General features: G+C 48.4%; 19 protein-coding genes and 1 riboswitch. Of the genes, 12 read left to right on the top strand and 7 right to left on the bottom strand.

All coding sequences use genetic code 11. From position 1 onward, the window contains the following. Positions 1-7: 7 nt before the first annotated feature. The gene (locus MC24_RS07505; RefSeq protein ID WP_038054153.1) at positions 8-355 is read right to left on the bottom strand and encodes an encapsulin-associated ferritin-like protein; all 348 of its coding nucleotides are present in this window, start codon (positions 353-355) and stop codon (positions 8-10) included. Positions 356-459: 104 nt separating this feature from the next. Next, positions 460-569, top strand: a riboswitch (TPP riboswitch). A gap of 52 nt (positions 570-621) precedes the next feature. Between MC24_RS07505 and MC24_RS07500 the strand changes: the two genes are divergently transcribed. Genes MC24_RS07500 through MC24_RS07465 form a run of 8 tightly spaced genes read left to right on the top strand, consistent with a single transcriptional unit; the run spans position 622 to position 7,799 of the window. Beyond that, positions 622-1,368, top strand: coding sequence for a sulfide-dependent adenosine diphosphate thiazole synthase (locus tag MC24_RS07500; RefSeq protein ID WP_038054151.1), 747 nt, complete (start codon positions 622-624; stop codon positions 1,366-1,368). 4 nt (positions 1,369-1,372) lie between these two features. Beyond that, the gene (gene thiC / locus MC24_RS07495; protein WP_038054150.1) at positions 1,373-2,647 is read left to right on the top strand and encodes a phosphomethylpyrimidine synthase ThiC; all 1,275 of its coding nucleotides are present in this window, start codon (positions 1,373-1,375) and stop codon (positions 2,645-2,647) included. Then, complete coding sequence (locus MC24_RS07490; protein WP_038054143.1) at positions 2,644-3,390, top strand: sugar phosphate isomerase/epimerase family protein; 747 nt, start codon at positions 2,644-2,646, stop codon at positions 3,388-3,390. Before thiC ends, MC24_RS07490 begins: the two co-directional genes overlap by 4 nt. Next, a complete protein-coding gene (locus MC24_RS07485) occupies positions 3,390-4,586 on the top strand; it encodes a thiamine-phosphate synthase family protein (RefSeq protein WP_038054141.1) in 1,197 nt (398 codons plus the stop codon). Before MC24_RS07490 ends, MC24_RS07485 begins: the two co-directional genes overlap by 1 nt. A 4-nt stretch (positions 4,587-4,590) precedes the next feature. Continuing rightward, complete coding sequence (gene queF / locus MC24_RS07480; protein ID WP_038054135.1) at positions 4,591-5,004, top strand: preQ(1) synthase; 414 nt, start codon at positions 4,591-4,593, stop codon at positions 5,002-5,004. Continuing rightward, on the top strand, positions 4,988-5,626 hold the full coding sequence (locus MC24_RS07475; RefSeq protein ID WP_038054134.1) for a queuosine precursor transporter: 639 nt from the start codon (positions 4,988-4,990) through the stop codon (positions 5,624-5,626). The genes queF and MC24_RS07475 overlap by 17 nt, the downstream gene beginning before the upstream one ends. 5 nt (positions 5,627-5,631) lie before the next feature. After that, complete coding sequence (locus MC24_RS07470; protein WP_038054133.1) at positions 5,632-6,384, top strand: ABC transporter ATP-binding protein; 753 nt, start codon at positions 5,632-5,634, stop codon at positions 6,382-6,384. Positions 6,385-6,386: 2 nt separating this feature from the next. Beyond that, positions 6,387-7,799 (top strand): hypothetical protein, encoded by a 1,413-nt coding sequence (locus MC24_RS07465; RefSeq protein ID WP_038054130.1) that lies wholly within the window; start codon positions 6,387-6,389, stop codon positions 7,797-7,799. On the opposite strand, the gene MC24_RS07460 is transcribed toward MC24_RS07465, so the two are convergent. Continuing rightward, entirely contained in the window at positions 7,716-8,528 is an 813-nt protein-coding gene (locus tag MC24_RS07460; RefSeq protein WP_038054129.1) for a PfkB family carbohydrate kinase, read from the bottom strand. The genes MC24_RS07465 and MC24_RS07460 overlap by 84 nt on opposite strands. 50 nt (positions 8,529-8,578) lie before the next feature. Here MC24_RS07460 and MC24_RS07455 point away from each other — a divergent pair, with 50 nt between their 5' ends. Both MC24_RS07455 and MC24_RS07450 read left to right on the top strand, forming a co-directional pair. Further along, the gene (locus MC24_RS07455) at positions 8,579-9,595 is read left to right on the top strand and encodes a DUF1611 domain-containing protein (RefSeq protein ID WP_038054127.1); all 1,017 of its coding nucleotides are present in this window, start codon (positions 8,579-8,581) and stop codon (positions 9,593-9,595) included. Next, positions 9,589-10,272 carry a 2-phosphosulfolactate phosphatase family protein gene (locus MC24_RS07450; RefSeq protein WP_038054126.1) on the top strand — a complete coding sequence of 228 codons (684 nt, stop codon included), beginning with the start codon at positions 9,589-9,591 and terminating at the stop codon, positions 10,270-10,272. Before MC24_RS07455 ends, MC24_RS07450 begins: the two co-directional genes overlap by 7 nt. Here the strand turns inward: MC24_RS07450 and fabD are convergent. The 5 genes from fabD to fabF are packed head-to-tail and all read right to left on the bottom strand — an operon-like array spanning position 10,250 to position 14,223. Beyond that, the gene (fabD, locus tag MC24_RS07445) at positions 10,250-11,131 is read right to left on the bottom strand and encodes an ACP S-malonyltransferase (RefSeq protein WP_038054125.1); all 882 of its coding nucleotides are present in this window, start codon (positions 11,129-11,131) and stop codon (positions 10,250-10,252) included. The two genes, MC24_RS07450 and fabD, sit on opposite strands and share 23 nt — an antisense overlap. Next, positions 11,128-11,637 (bottom strand): biotin transporter BioY, encoded by a 510-nt coding sequence (locus MC24_RS07440; protein ID WP_038054227.1) that lies wholly within the window; start codon positions 11,635-11,637, stop codon positions 11,128-11,130. The genes fabD and MC24_RS07440 overlap by 4 nt, the downstream gene beginning before the upstream one ends. Beyond that, positions 11,634-12,578, bottom strand: coding sequence for an enoyl-[acyl-carrier-protein] reductase FabK (gene fabK, locus MC24_RS07435; protein ID WP_038054121.1), 945 nt, complete (start codon positions 12,576-12,578; stop codon positions 11,634-11,636). Before fabK ends, MC24_RS07440 begins: the two co-directional genes overlap by 4 nt. Next, entirely contained in the window at positions 12,575-12,988 is a 414-nt protein-coding gene (gene fabZ / locus MC24_RS07430; protein ID WP_038054118.1) for a 3-hydroxyacyl-ACP dehydratase FabZ, read from the bottom strand. The genes fabK and fabZ overlap by 4 nt, the downstream gene beginning before the upstream one ends. Beyond that, complete coding sequence (fabF, locus tag MC24_RS07425; RefSeq protein WP_038054115.1) at positions 12,985-14,223, bottom strand: beta-ketoacyl-ACP synthase II; 1,239 nt, start codon at positions 14,221-14,223, stop codon at positions 12,985-12,987. Before fabF ends, fabZ begins: the two co-directional genes overlap by 4 nt. A 141-nt stretch (positions 14,224-14,364) precedes the next feature. On the opposite strand from fabF, the gene MC24_RS07420 reads away from it, so the two are divergent. Then, positions 14,365-15,939, top strand: a complete 1,575-nt coding sequence (locus MC24_RS07420) for a CTP synthase (RefSeq protein ID WP_038054113.1) — start codon at positions 14,365-14,367, stop codon at positions 15,937-15,939. Beyond that, the gene (locus MC24_RS07415) at positions 15,936-16,637 is read left to right on the top strand and encodes a PHP domain-containing protein (RefSeq protein ID WP_038054112.1); all 702 of its coding nucleotides are present in this window, start codon (positions 15,936-15,938) and stop codon (positions 16,635-16,637) included. The genes MC24_RS07420 and MC24_RS07415 overlap by 4 nt, the downstream gene beginning before the upstream one ends. The last annotated feature ends 3 nt before the right edge of the window (positions 16,638-16,640 follow it).

Genomic DNA, 16,640 nt, shown 5'->3' with positions numbered 1-16,640 from the left:
ACCCCTTTCAGAGTTTCCTTATGCCGAGGTCTCCACCCGTATTTTCTGATCTACCGGATGTTTCCTCTTCTTCGATTTCTGTGATCGGTTTGTCCGTGAACAAGTAGGTTCTGAGTGCTTCATCCCAGCCGGGCATGTTCCTTCTCAGCCACTCGAGGAGCATCGCTGCGTGCTCCATCTCTTCGTTCCTATTGTGTTCGAGTATTTTTCTCACGGTTTCATCCTCTGTGGTAACAACCCTCTGATGGTACCAGGCAACCGCCTCTATCTCTTCTTTCAGACTGTTCAGAGCTCTCACGAAATCCCTGTCCTTCCCAGTGAGTTCAGAAACTGGTTCGTGGTACTGATCCGCCATTTTCTCTCACCTCCATTGAACACTTTCAAAAATGAAACCTCCATTTAAATTATATCACACAAAAAATCCTTTAAAATAGATGTCGAGAGAAATGAATATCGAAAACCTTCCCCAGGGGGAGCTCCTATTCCGGGGCTGAGAGGAGGACGGAAGTCCTCGACCCCTAGAACCTGATCCGGGTAATGCCGGCGGAGGGATCGGGGAAGGTGGGAATAAAAAACCTCCGCTCGGCGGAGGTTTTTATTTTTACATAAGGAGGTGTGTTTATGAGAGATGTGTTGATCTCCAAACTCATCGTTGAAAGGTACTTTGAGAAACTCAGAAACAGCCTGGAACTGGATGTTGCGATCGTAGGAGCAGGACCGAGTGGTCTCACGGCAGCGTACGAGCTAGCAAAGAACGGTTTTAAAGTGGCTGTGTTCGAAGAAAGAAACACCCCGGGAGGCGGTATCTGGGGTGGAGGAATGATGTTCAACGAGATCGTGCTGGAGAGAGAACTCGAGAATTTTCTGAAGGAAGTAGAAATCGAATACGAAGTGAAAGAAGACCACGTAGTGGTGGATTCCGTGCATTTTGCTTCGGGACTTCTCTACAGAGCAACGAAGGCAGGTGCCATTGTCTTCAACAACGTTTCGGTTGAAGATGTGGCGGTTCAAAACGGTAAGGTCTGTGGTGTGGTGGTGAACTGGGGTCCAACAGTGAGGCTGGGGCTTCATGTTGATCCCATCACGATAAAAGCTTCTTTCGTTGTGGATGGTACCGGCCATCCCGCGAACGTGGTTTCGCTTCTTGCAAAGAGAGGTCTCGTAGAGATGAAAACAGAGTTTCCTATGGATGCCGATGAAGCGGAAAAATTCGTGGTGGATAACACCGGTGAGATCTTCCCGGGGCTTCTCGTTTCAGGGATGGCAGTTTGCGCTGTTTACGGTGGACCAAGGATGGGCCCCATCTTCGGCGGAATGATTCTGTCCGGTCAGAAAGTGGCGAAAATTGTGAGCGAAAGGCTGAGGTGAGATCATGACCCAAATGGAAATGGCCAGAAAGGGTGTTGTTTCCGATGAGATGAAGAAGGTAGCGGAGTACGAAGGTGTGGATGTCGAGATCGTCAGACAAAAGCTTGCGGAAGGCAGAGCGGTTCTTCCAAAGAACAGACTTCACAGGATAGAAAGGCCAATGATCGTTGGAGAAGGTTTCAGTGTAAAGGTGAACGCGAACATAGGAACCTCCCAAGGATTTTCTTCACTCGAAGAGGAAAAAGAGAAGGCAAGAGTAGCGATAGAATACGGTGCTGACTCCCTCATGGTCCTCTCCACGTGGGGGGACCTGAGGGAGATCAGAAGGGCCATCGTGGAAATGTCTCCCGTTCCAGTTGGTTCGGTGCCCATATACGATTCCGCCGTGAAGAGCTATCAGATGAAGAAGAACGTGGTGGATTTTTCAGAGAAGGACTTTTTCGATATGGTCATAGCGCATGCGGAGGACGGGATAGACTTCATGACGATCCACGTTGGTGTGACAAGAAAGGTGCTTGAAAGAATAAAAAGTTCAAAACGGGTTTTGAAGATCGTGAGCAGAGGAGGAGCGATCATTGCAGGATGGATGATAAAAAACAACAGGGAAAATCCGTTCTATGAACACTTCGATGAACTCTTAGACATCGCAAAAGATTACGACATCACTCTGAGTCTTGGTGATGGCATGAGACCCGGAGCTGTGGTGGACGCGAGTGATGCCCAGCAGTTCGAGGAGCTATTCGTGATGGGGGAACTCGTTGAGAGAGCGAGAGAAAAGGGAGTTCAAGTGATGCTGGAAGGGCCGGGGCACGTTCCGCTGAATGAGGTGGAGATGAACGTGAGGCTCATGAAAAAGATCGGAAAGGGAGCCCCCATCTTTCTTCTCGGCCCGCTTCCAACAGATAGAGCCACGGGATATGATCACATAGCCTGCGCGATAGGTGGTGCGCTGGCGGGTTACTACGGAGCTGACTTTCTTTGTTACGTGACCCCTTCAGAACACATCTCACTTCCGGATGTTGAAGATGTGAGAGAAGGTGTGATAGCCTCTAAGATAGCGGCTGTGGTTGCGGATGTGGCGCGCGGAAACAAAAAAGCCTGGGAACTCGAGAAAAAGATGGCCCTCGCAAGAAAGAATTTTGACTGGGAGACGATGTTCAGCCTTTCGCTGGGAAAGGACATCGCGAAAAGGAAGTACGAAGAAAGACCGTATCCCGACAAGGGTTGTTCCATGTGTGGACCGTTCTGCGCGATAAAGATAGCGGAGGAGTTCTCTTGAGAAAGGGTGTATCCACGAGCATCATAAGAAGTGATCCCGATCTGCTTGAAACACTCCCAGAAGCGGAACTTTACGAACTGGGCTTTTTCAAAGTGGAAGACCTCGAGAGGGTCCTCCACTTTTTTCGCGACAAAAATTTTGGAATTCACGCTCCCTTCATCTACAGGTACAGATACCACCACCCGAATCCGACCTCTCTGAACGAGGAAAAAAGAGAAGACACCTTTTCTGTGAACAGAAAATGTGCTGAGTTTGCCAGGAAGATTGGTGCAGAATACATGATAGCTCACTTCCCGAACACCCTTCAGAAAGAAAACTGGCTTTCCATCTACAGAGAAGTAGAGAGAGAGTTTTCTGAACTCGCAGGCGTCATCAACGTTCGAGTGGAGAACGTTTATGGAAACGATCATTTTCACTCCGCTGAAGACTACAGAGTCTTTCTTGAAAACACGGGATGTAAGATGTGTGTTGACATCGGCCACCTCCTTCTGGATGCCGAAATCTACGGCTTTTCTCCCGTCGAATTCATAGAAAGACTCACTGATTTTGTAGAAGAATTCCACATTTACTACGCGGATCTCGAAACCTACAGAAGGTGTCACCACGCTCCCTGGGGTGAGTCGAAAGAATTTTTTGAAGTGCTGGAGTTCATAAAGGGTTTCGACGTGGATTTCGTTCTGGAACCAACACCGGAATGCGAAGAAGGTCTGGAAAAACTCTTCGAATGCTGGAGGGATCTCTGATGGTTCTTGTAGTTGCGGGCTTTGATCCTTCTGGAGGTGCGGGGATAATTCAGGATGTGAAGATCCTCTCGGCTCTCGGTGTGAAAACTCACGCGGTGATCTCTGCTCTGACCGTGCAGAATGAAAACAGGGTGTTTTCAGTGAACTTCAGAGACTGGGAAGAAATGAGAAGAGAGATAGAAGTCCTGACACCCCCGCAGGTGATAAAGGTAGGACTCTCTGCACCGGAGACGGTGAAAAAACTGAGGGAAATGTTCCCGGATTCAACGATCGTCTGGAACGTGGTTCTCGAATCGTCTTCAGGTTTCAGGTTTCAGGATCCGGAGGAAGTGAAGAAATTCGTGGGATACGCTGATTATGTGATCCTGAACAGTGAAGAGGCGAAAAAACTCGGTGAATACAATAACTTCATCGTCACCGGCGGGCACGAAAAAGGTGACACGGTGAAGGTGAGGTACAAGGATTTCGTTTTTGAAGTTCCCAGGGTTCCTGGAGAGTTCCATGGAACAGGTTGTGCCTTTTCCAGTGCCGTTTCAGGGTTTTTAGCGATGAACTACCCGGTGGAAGAGGCCATCAGATCCGCCATGGAGCTTTTGAAAAAAATTCTTGAAAGATCCTCGGGTGTGGTGGAGACGGAAAAACTCCTTCGGGACTGGTACAGGTACGACACCCTGAGCACACTCGACGAGATTCTTCCGGAGTTCCTCGAGATCGGCCATCTCACGGTGCCGGAGGTGGGACAGAACGTTTCCTATGCTCTCCCGTGGGCGAAGAACGAATTCGAGGTGGGAAAGTTTCCCGGAAGGATAAGACTCAAAGAAGGAAAAGCGGTGGTGGTGTCCTGTGCTTCTTTCAAGGATAGATCCCACACGACACGTATGGTTGTCACGATGATGAGGTATCATCCTCACATGAGGTGCGTGGTGAACGTTCGATATGAGAAAGAGTACGTTGAGAGAGCGAAGAAGCGGGGATTGAAGGTTTTCCACTACGACCGGTCAAAAGAACCGAAGGAGATTCAGGAGAAAGAGGGGCAGTCTATGGTGTGGATGATCGAGCAGGCGATAGCGGAGTTGAAATCACCTCCAGATGTGATATATGATGAAGGTTGGTGGGGAAAAGAAGCGATGATAAGGGTGTTCGGAAGAAATCCCGAAGAGGTTCTTGAGAAAATAAAACTCATGGTGGAGGAGTGATCCTATGCCGAAGGCAGAGGGAAGGATCTTCGACTTCAAAGGACACGACGCGATAAGGACGGATTTTCTCGAGGCGATCGATTTCGATGGGAAAGACGAGTACATAAAGATAGAGACCGACGAGTTCTCCGCAGTCTGTCCCTTCTCCGGTCTTCCAGACATCGGAAGAGTGATCATAGAGTACTACCCGGACGGCGGGAAAATCGTCGAACTCAAATCGTTGAAGTACTACTTCGTCAGCTTCAGAAACGTTGGTATATACCAGGAAGAAGCGACGAAGAGAATCTACGAAGATTTGAAGAATCTTCTCAAAACCGACCGAATCAGAGTTACAGTGATCTACAACATAAGGGGTGGCATAAAGACAACCACTCAGATAGGTTCACTGGAGGGGAAAGAGAGTGGAAAAGTCGAATGAAAAACTCATTCTCCTGACGGGAATATTCGTCTCTGCTTTGATCATATCCAACGTGATCGCGGGGAAGCTGGTGAACTTAGGGCCTTTCCTTGTCCCGGTGGCGGTTTTGTGTTACCCTATCACGTTTGCTGTAACGGATATCGTATCGGAAGTCTACGGGAAAAGAACAGCCCAGAAGGTGGTCTGGACGGGTTTCTTCACGTCTCTGATTCTGGTGATCTATTCCCAAATAGCCGTCTTCTATCCTCCCGCTCCCATATTTGCGAACAATGATGCCTTCGTGAAGGTTTTTGGATCAACTCCGAGGATCGTGATCGCGAGCATTCTGGCTTACATTCTTTCACAGACTCACGACGTCTGGGCATTCCACTTCTGGAAAAAGCTTACCAAAGGATCACACCTGTGGCTCAGAAACAACCTGTCCACGATGGTCTCTCAGTTCATAGACACGCTCACCTTCATCACATTGGCGTTCGTTGGAACGATCCCGGGGAACGTTCTTGTTCAGATGATCTTTTCCCAGTACGTGGTGAAACTGATCATGGCACTGATCGACACCCCCTTCGTGTATCTTGGTGTGAAACTGATCAGCGGCCAGTGGACAGTGAAAGAAGGGAGCTGATTTCATTGATAGTCGCAAGAGGACTAACCAGGAAGTTCGGAGATTTCACCGCGGTCGATCACATCGATCTTTCGGTGAGGCCGGGGGAGATATACGGTTTTTTGGGGCCGAACGGTGCGGGGAAAACCACCACGATAAAGATGCTCACCGGTGTTTTGAAACCAACGGAAGGAGAAGTGGAAATTCTCGGCATGAAAATGAGCACCCACGAGATCGAGATAAAGAAGAGTATCGGCGTGATACCGGACGAGCCAAAGATCTATTCACATCTGACGGGAAAAGAGTTTTTGGATTTCATCATCGAGATTTACGATCTGAAAGAAGAAGAGATCGATAAAAGGATAGCGGAACTCTGCGAAGCCTTCAAAGTGGATTACCTTGGAAAGAGAGTAGGCGAGATGTCCCACGGTATGAAACAGAAACTCATGCTGGTCAGTGTTTTCATGAGAAAGCCGAAGGTGATATTTCTCGATGAACCCACGGTGGGGCTCGACGCGAAGAGTGCCAAGATATTGAAACTCCTTTTGAGAAAGTACGCTGACGAGGAAGCCACGATATTTCTCACCACCCACATATTGGAGATCGCAGAAAAGATGTGCGACAGAATAGGCATTATAAACAAAGGCAGACTGATAGCGGAGGGTACCATGGAAGAGCTCAGAAAGCTCGCCGGTCAGAAAGAGGCCAGTCTGGAGGATCTGTTCCTTCAGCTCACCGCAGAGGGAGAAGAGATAGAAGAGATCATAAGGGAGCTGTGAAAATGAGGAAGCTTTCCGTTTTGCTCAGATACGCTCCGGCTCGTGGGAGGAAAGGACTCTACTCTGTTCTTATCTCTGTTTTGATAACAGGTTTTCTGTTTTACTCGCTCATGGGGAACAATTTCAAAGCGATACTCGAAGAATTCGGGAAAGAAGCCTTCTCTGCTTCGCTTTCCTTTTCGACCACCATGTTTTCTGTGATGTTTCTTCTCGGTGTGTCTTTTTATCTTTCCAATTCGTTCGTTCTGGAAGGAGAGATCGAGTTTCTGCTCACCCTTCCCATTGAGAGGAGCACGATAGTGATCTATCAGCTGTTGATATCCCTCTTCTATCAGTCTTTCATTCTCATAATGATGGTTCTTAATCTCTTCATGTACTCGCTTTTGATGAACAACTGGGTACCCTTCGTCACTGGAGTGTTTCACACCGTTTTTCTGCTCCTCGGGGGAGCCATTTTTTCAGTTCTGTTTGGAAGGCTCTTGAGAACATCGCTGTCGCGGAAGCTTTACTCATTGATTCAACTTCTCGCTGTGTTTCTGTTCCTGATCCTCGTCAATCTCCCTGGTTTCTCCGTATCATTTGGAAAATGGTTCCTCTCGAAATGGAACGTTTTTGCGTACGCTGTTTTTTCAAGAGAAAATCCGATCTTTCTTCTTTATGAAATTCTGATATGTTTTGGAACTTTCCTCGTCTTTCGGATGATCTCCAAAACCGTCATGTTCGAACCTGTTCTGCGCAAAGAAAGAACGTCTGCTGAAAAACCCACGAGGTTTCCAGGTAAGGGATTTTTCAAGAAAGATCTCATCACGCTCTTTCGCGAAGAAAGATCGCTTTACCTTCTTTTGTACCCAATTGGTTTTGGTGTTCTCATGACGTTCGTTGGAAGTCCCGATTTTGGATTGATTTTTGCGATCGGTATCGCAGTGCTCTACAACGCTACAATGAGCGCTATGCTGTGGAAAAAAGAAATGGAAGTGTGGCCGCTCCCGAAGGTTTTACCCGTCAAAATGAGTGATGTGATGATTTCGAAGATACTTGTCTCATCTCTGCTGAACTCGGCTGTCGTTTCTGCTTTTGTGATCTTTCTGGCGATTTATCAAAAGCAATTGTTCTACATTTTCTTCATACCGGCGAGTTTGAGTCTGCTTCTTTTCGTCTCGGCTCTTGGGCTCCTTCTTTCCAAATGGGAAAAAACAGGAAGCCTCGCGAATCCGGCGAAGGTCTTTTCTGGTCCTGAAACACTCCTTCTACAGCTTGTGGCCATAGGTGCTGTCGGTGTGCTCGGGTACGCTCTTTCAACGGGCTCTCACCTGATGTTCTTCTCGATCCTGTTAGTCACCGTGGTGGGAAGCGTCTTTGGATTCACCTGGGCTTTTAAGCGTATCGTCTTTCGCACTGAGCGACTCGAGGAGTGAAATTCTCTCAAAGGGTGTCACGTTTTCTTTTTGGCCGAGGGTCTGAGAGCACTTCACGGCTTCTTCGAGAATCTCTTTCTTTGACTTTCCAAGGAGAAGATTGTGCACGAAGACGATGTCGAACAGATCACCCAGTCCGATCGAGTAAGGATATAGAATGCCGTTTCCTGGAACGTACACTTCTCCCCATCTTGCACCTTTCGAATCCATCTTCACAACGTCGCACCTTCTGAAAGAACACTCGTGTTCGTTTCCTATCACGAGTGCGTTCAGATTGGTAGTGTCGAATCTTGCACCTGGTCCTACATCCAGGATCACGTTTCTGGCGTTTTCACAGATCTTTCTTATCGCTTTTTCCGAAACCTCACCAGTCACAAAAACAAGGTCGTATTCGCTCAAAGAGGACAGTTTCATTTCTCTTCTGTTCACACCCGGGTCGACGGCGATGGGTCTGTCGTCTTGGGCGATGAAAATCCCCGTTTTTCCACCTTGGATGGTGAACATGTGTGAGATGTCGAAACTTGCCCTTTCCAGGATTTCTGTTGTTTGTTTTCCTCTCCAGTCATCTCCAATGTTCGAGTAGAAATCCACGGTGTGACCCAAAAGGAATAAGCCATAAGCCACGTTGAGCCCGGATCCTCCCGGTGATTCCTTTATTATCGAAGAGTGGGGCTTTTCACCAAAGACGAAGATGTCCCAGAAGGTACCACCCACAACAGCTATCTTCAAAGTAGAAACCTCCCGTGATAGAATCTTTTAAAAAAACGGAGGGAAAGAGAATGGATCTCTGGAAATTATACCAACCCGGCACACCAGCGGCGATCGTAGCGTGGGGACAGCTGGGAACACCTCATGCCAAAACCACCTACGGACTTTTAAGGCACAGCAGACTCTTCAAACCCGTTTGTATAGTTGCTGAACACGAAGGGAAGATGGTGAGTGACTTTGTGAAGCCCGTTCGATACGACGTGCTCGTGGTCTCCTCTGTTGAAAAGGCGAAAGCAATGGGAGCCGAGGTCCTGATAATTGGAGTGTCGAACCCTGGAGGATATCTGGAAGAGCAAATAGCGTCTCTCGTAAAAGAGGCACTCTCGCTTGGTATGGACGTCATTTCTGGTCTTCATTTCAAAATCTCACAGCAAACAGAATTTTTGAAGATTGCTTATGAAAACGGTGCGAGAATAATAGATGTTCGGATCCCACCTCTCGAGCTCGACGTTCTCAGGGGAGGTATATACCAAAAGAAGATAAAAGTCGTTGGTGTCTTCGGAACCGACTGCGTGGTAGGTAAAAGGACCACCGCTGTTCAACTCTGGGAAAGAGCCCTGGAGAAAGGGATCAAAGCGGGTTTTCTTGCAACAGGACAGACAGGGATCCTCATAGGAGCGGATGCGGGGTACGTGATCGACGCTGTTCCTGCAGATTTCGTTCCCGGTGTGGTGGAAAAAGCTATCCTGAAACTCGAAAAAATGGGAAAGGAAATCGTCTTCGTGGAGGGGCAAGGAGCCCTGAGACATCCTGCTTATGGTCAGGTCACCCTCGGTCTTCTGTACGGTTCTAATCCTGACTTGGTTTTCCTGGTCCACGATCCGGGCAGAGACCATTTCGAATCTTTCCCGCAAATTCCAAAAAAACCGGATTTTGAAGAAGAGAGAAGACTGATAGAGACTTTGTCCAACGCAAAAGTGATAAGTGGGGTATCTCTCAACGGAAAATTCGAAACGGATCTTCCCGTTTACGATCCGTTCAACACAGATGACCTCGACGAGATGCTGGAGAGGGCGATGGAATGGTAGACGTCGTGATGGTACCATGCTCACCTGTGGAGTGTAAAACGGCGGTTGTGATAGATGTTCTGAGGGCAACGAGCACCATAGTGACCGCTCTTTCGAACGGTGCCTCTGGTGTGATACCCGTGAAAACCATCGAAGAGGCTCTGGAGAGGAGAAAAGAAGGCGTTCTGATCTGTGGAGAGAGGAACGCGCAAAGACCGGAAGGATTCGACCTTGGAAATTCTCCTCTGGAGTACAGAAAGGAAAAGATATCTGGAAAAACCATCGTTCTCACAACCACAAACGGCACTCAGGTTATCGAGAAGATCAGAAGTGAAGAGACAGTGGCGGCTTCTTTTCTGAACTTATCAGCGGTCGTTGAATATTTGAAAAGCAAAGAAGACATAGTACTCGTGTGCGCTGGAACGAACGGCAGATTCTCCTTAGAGGATTTTCTGCTCGCTGGCGCGATAGTGAAGAAGCTAAAGCGAAGCGATCTTGGTGATGGCGCTCACGGGGCGAAGAGGTATTTTGAGTCTGTGGAAAACACAAGGGAGGAGATCAAAAGACACTCCTCCCACGCGAAAAAGCTGATTTCTCTTGGATTCGGAAAAGATGTCGAATTCTGTACGACTGAAGATCTTTTCAAAACGGTACCCGTTCTCATGAACGGTGCGTTCATTCCGAGAGAAGTTCTGTGAAGTGTTTTGCATCCGCTCCCATTCTTCTACATAGGTTTTTCAAAACAGTCTTTGGACCAACTTCAACGAACTCGGTTACACCCATTTCTTTCATAGTGTCAACCGACTGTTTCCATAGAACCGGTCCTGTGATCTGTTCGATTATGTTTCTCTTTATCTCTTCAGGGTTTTCCGTTGGTTTTGCCGTCGAGTTCATAAAGATGGGCCATCTCGGCTTTTTGAAGTCTACCTTCTCCACTTCTTCCTTCATTTTCTCTCTGGCATACTCCAGAAACGGTGTGTGGAACGGGCTTGAGACCATGAGTTCAACGACACGACGAGCTCCCTTCTCTTTGAGAATCTCCAAGGCTTTTTCAACCGATTCCTTCAACCCACTGATTACTACCTGGTCATGGGAATTGTAGTTCGCTATGTAAACTCCTTCGATAGAGTTCACCACTTCCTCTATGGTTTCAATGTTGAGTCCTATGACGGCGGCCATCGTGCCCTTCCCTGGTTCCAATGCCTTTGACATGTACTCTCCCCTTTTTCTTACAAGGTAAAGCCCCGTCTCGAAATCGTAGACCCCTGCCACTGCCAGGGCGGTGTACTCTCCGAGGCTGTGTCCTGCCACAACATCGGGCAGGATACCTATCTTCTCCAGCTCGAGAAAAGCGATGTAACTTGTTATGTAGATGGAAGGCTGGGCGTTCTCCGTGAGTTTCAGTGTTTCTTCGTCACCGTTCATGATCTCCGTGATGTCAAAGCCAAGTACTTTCTTTGCTCTTTCGAATATTTCTTTCGAGGACTCGTAAACGGAAAAATCGTTAGCCATTCCGGAGTATTGTGACCCCTGTCCGGGGAAGACGAACGCCCTCACCGTTTCACCCCCATTTTTCTGAGTCTCAGCGCTATCAGAGCGGCAACGACCAGTTTTATCAGATCAAACCAGATAAAGGGAACGAATCCCACGGAAATTGCTTTCCTGATGTCGTGAACGTAGAAGTTCAATACAAAGACGCCGAACGCATAGATGATGCCGAGTCCTGCTATCCCGGAAACGAGATACCAGGCGAAACTTTCTTTCCTTTCAGCCAGAAGTCCTATCACAAACGCTCCGAGTATGAATCCAAAGAGATACCCACCAGTCGGCCCCACAAGGACCTGCGCACCACCTTTGAAATTTGCAAAAACAGGAAGTCCTATAGCTCCAAGCAGAACATACGTTGCAACTGAAAGAGTTCCATATTTCTTTCCCAGAACGTACGCTGAAAGAAAGATGAAAAACACCTGAAGGGTAAAAGGAACAGGCCCCAGAGGGATCGAGATCCACGCCCCTACCACGATAAGAGCCGTGAAAATCCCTGCCTTTATGAGTTGTCTCACCATTTGATGTACCCCCCCAGCTTCTCCACCGTTTCTTTGAACTCCTTCAGGATATCTTCTATGATCTGCTTCACCGGTTTTATTTCGTCGATCAAGCCGGCGCTCTGTCCTACCATGAAGGATCCTCTCTCCAGATCTCCCTCAACAACCGCCCTTCTGAGGCTTCCCACCAGCATTTCTTCAGCCTGCATGGGGTTTTCAAACTCCATCTCCTGGATCTTCCTCGAAAAGGGAGTTCTGAGAACGCGTGCGGGGTGTCCAAGTTTGGCTCCTGTCACAACGGTGTCCCTTATGGAGGCCTTGACGATCTTTTCTTTGTAAACCGGGTGCACGTCGCTTTCTACACTCGCCACGAACCTGGTTCCCATCTGAATGGCTTCCGCTCCGAGTGCAAAGGCAGCTGCCATACCTCTTCCATCGGCGATGCCTCCAGCTGCGATCACGGGGATGTTTACACTCCTGGAGACTTTGTTGACGAGAACGAAGGTTGTGACTTCACCTATGTGTCCACCTGACTCCATCCCTTCTGCTATCACCGCGTCCGCTCCTGCTCTTTCCACCATCTTTGCTAGAGAGTCGGAAGCGACGACTGGTATCACCTTTGCTCCGTTTTCCTTGAGTTCCCTTATGTACTTCGTTGGATTTCCTGCACCGAACGTGACGACAGGTACTTTCTCCTCTATACACGCCTTGACGAGATCGTCTACCCACGGAGACACAAGGATTATGTTCACACCGAAGGGTTTGTTCGTCTTCTGTCTGAGTTCGGAGATCGCTTTTCTCAGGTCGTCCGGTTTCATGGCGCCGGATCCGATGATCCCAAGCCCCCCCGCTTCCGATACCGCTGCTGCGAGGGTGGGAGTTCCCGCCCAAGCCATTCCACCCATGAGGATTGGATGCTCTATTCCCAGAAGTTCTGTCACTCTTGTTTTCACGATCATTTCTTTTTCACCCCCAGCAAAAGCCTGGCTTTCGCCACGATTTTGTCATCGACCTTTGCAACTCCTTCCACCTGAACCGTGCCAAGTTTTTCACTGAGCTTTCTCACCTCGTAGATCAGCCTGTCACCCGGACGTACCTCTTTCTTGAAACGCGCTTCGTCTATTCCAAGAAACAGGGGGATTCCTTCCACACTCTTCAAAAGAAGGATTCCAGCGGTCTGTGCGAGGCCCTCTACGATGAGAACACCCGGGTATATCGGATACTCCGGAAAATGCCCCTGGAAGACGGGATCGGAGATGCTGATGTTCTTAAAGGCGACGATCCTGTCCTCCGACTCTTCTATCACACCGTCAACGAGGAGAAATGGATACCTGTGTGGAAGAATAGACTTCACGTAATCTATGTTCATGGTTCATACCTCCCCACCACGATGGACACGTTGTGCCCACCGAAACCGAAGGAGTTCTTTATGAAGTTTTTGATCTCCATTTGAACTGGCTCTTTACCAACAAGCCCGGTCCCTTTCGCTTCATCGATCGGGTTGTCAAGGTTCGGCATGCCATGGACGAAAGAGTTTTGCATTTGAAGGATGGCAAGAACGAGTTCAGAAGCACCGGCGGCGCCAAGGAGATGTCCTATCAGGGCTTTCGAGGAATTTATGGCGACGTTTCGCACGTGTTCACCGAGTACTCTCTTTATCGCTTTGAGTTCCGCTTCGTCACCTGCTGGTGTGCTCGTGGCGTGACAGCTCACATAGTCGATATCTTCGACAGCCAGACCGGATTCCTTCAGGGCGAGTTTCATGGCCTCTGCCGCCCCTCTGCCCTCTGGATCTGGAGCGCTGAAGTGGTACGCGTCGTCCGTCATACCCACTCCTTTGATCTCCGCGAGAATTTTAGCTCCTCTCGATTTTGCCACTTCCTCGGCTTCGAGTATGAGAACCGCACCGCCTTCACCCATCACAAAGCCGTCTCTGTCCTTATCGAATGGTCGGGAAGCACGTTTTGGATCGTCGTTCCTCTTTGAAAGCGCTCTCATGTTGGCGAACCCAGTGATAGGAAGCGGAGCAATTGTTGCTTCTGTTCCACCGACGACAGCCACATCCGCGTATCCGTGTCTTATGAGGAGAGCGCCGAGAGCCACTGCGTGGAGGGAAGAAGCGCAAGCGCTCACAGAAGAGAAGTTCGGTCCTCTCAGTCCGTATTCCATTGCAACAACACCGGAAGCCATGTCGATGAGGATCATCGGAATCAGGAACGGACTGACCCTGCCCGGACCCTGACTCAGGAATTTGTTGTTCTCATTGTCGAGCGTCAAAAATCCTCCCATGCCCGATCCTATGATGGTGGCCGTCCTGTCGGCGTACGGCTCGAAATTTATACTGGCGTCTTCCACAGCTTCTTTCGTGCTGGCCAATGCGAAATGAACGAAACGGTCTGTTCTTTTGACTAATTTCGGATTTATGTACTCTTCTGGTTTGAAATCCCTCACCTCTGCTGCGATCTGGACTGGAAGATTAGAAGCGTCAAAAGAAGATATCCGATCTATCGTTACTTTAGTTTCTCTAAGTCCTTCTAAATTTTTCTCTTTTCCAACACCAAAGGGACTCACGATTCCCATACCCGTGATAACCACTCGCCTCAAAATACCACCTCCTGACAAAAAAATCTGGCATGATTATACCATAATTCCATATTTGCTTACAATCCCGGTGTTCTCTCATGTTAAGGAAATGAGAAATTTACTCTCCAAGTGATAACATATTGAGAAGAAGGAGGGAATAGGATGAAAAAGTACGTGATTGTGACGGGAGGAGTCCTCAGCGGTATTGGAAAGGGAATATTCTCGGCTTCTTTGGCGAGGTTGATGAAAGAACACGGTGTCGATGTGAACGTACTGAAAATCGATCCCTATCTCAACGTGGACGCTGGTACCATGAATCCCAACCAGCACGGAGAGGTCTTCGTCACCGAAGATGGTTACGAGGCAGATCTGGACCTCGGTCACTACGAGAGATTCCTCGGAAGAGATATGACGAGGCAGAACAACATGACGGCAGGACAGGTGTACCTTCGCGTCATAGAAAAGGAAAGACAAGGAAGATATCTTGGAAACACTGTCCAGATTGTCCCGCATCTCACCGAGGAGATAAAGGACAGAATAAGGACACTCGAGGCGGAACTTCTCGTGGTCGAGATAGGAGGCACTGTCGGAGACATCGAAGGGGAAGTCTTCCTGGAAGCCGTGAGAGAACTCCAGATGGAAGAAGGAAAGGAAAACTTTCTTTTCGCCCACGTCACGTACGTTCCTTACCTTCGAACAACCAACGAGTTCAAGACGAAACCCACTCAACAGTCTGTTCAGCTTTTGAGAAGAATAGGGATCACACCGGATATGGTCATCGTGAGAAGCGAGTTTCCTCTCGATGTCCCCAGTATGAACAAGGTGGCCCTTTTCTCCGGTGTTCCACGCGATTTTGTGATAAACCTGCCCGACACGAAAAACGTGTATGAAGTTCCTGAAATATTGAGGGACATGGGTTTACACGAAAAGATCGCTTTCAAGTTGAACGTTGAATTGAAAAAATCCACGTTCAACTGGTCCTATCCCAAAGCTTTTAAACCCTACAGGATAGCACTCGTTGGAAAATATCTGGGAACGGACGACGCGTACAAGAGCATCATAGAGTCGATCTTTCTGACTGGAATAGAAAAACCCACCGTGGTGGACAGTCAAATGCTCGAAGAGATGAACGATGAAGAAGTAAAGAAAATGCTCGACGAATACGACGCTCTCATCATACCTGGTGGATTCGGAAGAAGGGGTGTGGAAGGCAAGATAAAAGCCATAAAGTACGCACGTGAGAACAAGAAACCCATACTTGGAATATGCCTCGGTATGCAGCTCATGGTCATAGAGTTCGCACGCAACGTTTTCGGCTACAAAGAAGCCAATTCCACTGAGTTCGATCCGAACACCCCTTATCCTGTTGTGGATCTCATGGAAGAGCAGAAGAGAATATTGAAGCTCGGTGGTACGATGAGGCTTGGAGCTCAGAAGGTGAAAATTTTCCCAAAAACGAAACTCTACGAAGTTTACGGTGGAGTTGAAGAAGTTTCTGAAAGGCACAGGCACAGATACGAGGCCAACGAAGAGGCATTTCCGGAGCTGTTCAAAAAACCGGGAGAAGAAGGGTACAAGCTTGTCGTGTCTGCAAAATCCGACTTCATAGAGGCCGTTGAGCTTGAAGATCATCCTTTCTTTGTTGGCGTTCAGTTCCATCCTGAGTACAAGAGCAAAGTAGGGGCACCGCACCCGATATTTGTATATTTGAGAAAAATCCTGGAGGGATCGCAATGATAGACATGCATCTTCACTCCACGTTCTCCTACGATGGAAAGGCGGAAATAGACGACATAATCTCCCAAGTGCAGAAGCTCGGTATCGAACATTTCTGTATCACGGATCACTACGAGTACGAAAACGGAGAATTCGTTCACAATTTCAACGTGGAGGAGTACTTTCTCACCATGGAGAAATATGATCTTTCGAAGGGAGCGGAAATCAGCTGGGATGGTGTGGGAGAGGCGGTTTTTCCCGAAGGTTTTGACTACCTTCTCCTTGGGATACATCGGTACGATGAGAACTTTCCACCAGATGAGCTTGCGAGGGACTATCTGGAGCGAACACTCTTTGTGATGGAAAGGGTGAAATTCCACACGCTTGCGCATCTGGACTATCCGGCAAGATACGTGAAGGCAGATTTCAAAGCGAACAGAGATTTGATAGAAAAGATCTTGATATTCCTCGTGAAAAACGAAAAAGCCCTCGAAATCAACACCGCTGGTCTTTTCAAGCACGGAAAACCCAACCCGGACTATTGGATAGTGGAGATGTACTACGACCTTGGAGGGAGGATCGTAACAATCGGTTCGGATGCACACGAATCACAACATATAGGTCGAGGAATAGAAGAGGTCATGAAGGAACTCAAAAAGTTCGATTTTGAGTACCTCGTCGTCGATGGGAAAAGACTCGTTACCGTGAAATCGAGGTGAAGG

This window comes from Thermotoga sp. Mc24 (genome assembly GCF_000784835.1).
GTDB lineage: Bacteria > Thermotogota > Thermotogae > Thermotogales > Thermotogaceae > Thermotoga.
This window is presented reverse-complemented; position numbering and strand designations above follow the sequence as displayed.

Bases quoted from the DNA above. Each gene is read 5' to 3' on its own strand.
- MC24_RS07505 (WP_038054153.1), bottom strand. From the start codon at position 355: ATGGCGGATCAGTACCACGAACCAGTTTCTGAACTCACTGGGAAGGAC.
- MC24_RS07500 (WP_038054151.1), top strand. From the start codon at position 622: ATGAGAGATGTGTTGATCTCCAAACTCATCGTTGAAAGGTACTTTGAG.
- thiC (WP_038054150.1), top strand. From the start codon at position 1,373: ATGACCCAAATGGAAATGGCCAGAAAGGGTGTTGTTTCCGATGAGATG.
- MC24_RS07485 (WP_038054141.1), top strand. From the start codon at position 3,390: ATGGTTCTTGTAGTTGCGGGCTTTGATCCTTCTGGAGGTGCGGGGATA.
- queF (WP_038054135.1), top strand. From the start codon at position 4,591: ATGCCGAAGGCAGAGGGAAGGATCTTCGACTTCAAAGGACACGACGCG.
- MC24_RS07465 (WP_038054130.1), top strand. From the start codon at position 6,387: ATGAGGAAGCTTTCCGTTTTGCTCAGATACGCTCCGGCTCGTGGGAGG.
- MC24_RS07455 (WP_038054127.1), top strand. From the start codon at position 8,579: ATGGATCTCTGGAAATTATACCAACCCGGCACACCAGCGGCGATCGTA.
- MC24_RS07450 (WP_038054126.1), top strand. From the start codon at position 9,589: ATGGTAGACGTCGTGATGGTACCATGCTCACCTGTGGAGTGTAAAACG.
- fabK (WP_038054121.1), bottom strand. From the start codon at position 12,578: ATGATCGTGAAAACAAGAGTGACAGAACTTCTGGGAATAGAGCATCCA.
- fabZ (WP_038054118.1), bottom strand. From the start codon at position 12,988: ATGAACATAGATTACGTGAAGTCTATTCTTCCACACAGGTATCCATTT.
- MC24_RS07420 (WP_038054113.1), top strand. From the start codon at position 14,365: ATGAAAAAGTACGTGATTGTGACGGGAGGAGTCCTCAGCGGTATTGGA.
- MC24_RS07415 (WP_038054112.1), top strand. From the start codon at position 15,936: ATGATAGACATGCATCTTCACTCCACGTTCTCCTACGATGGAAAGGCG.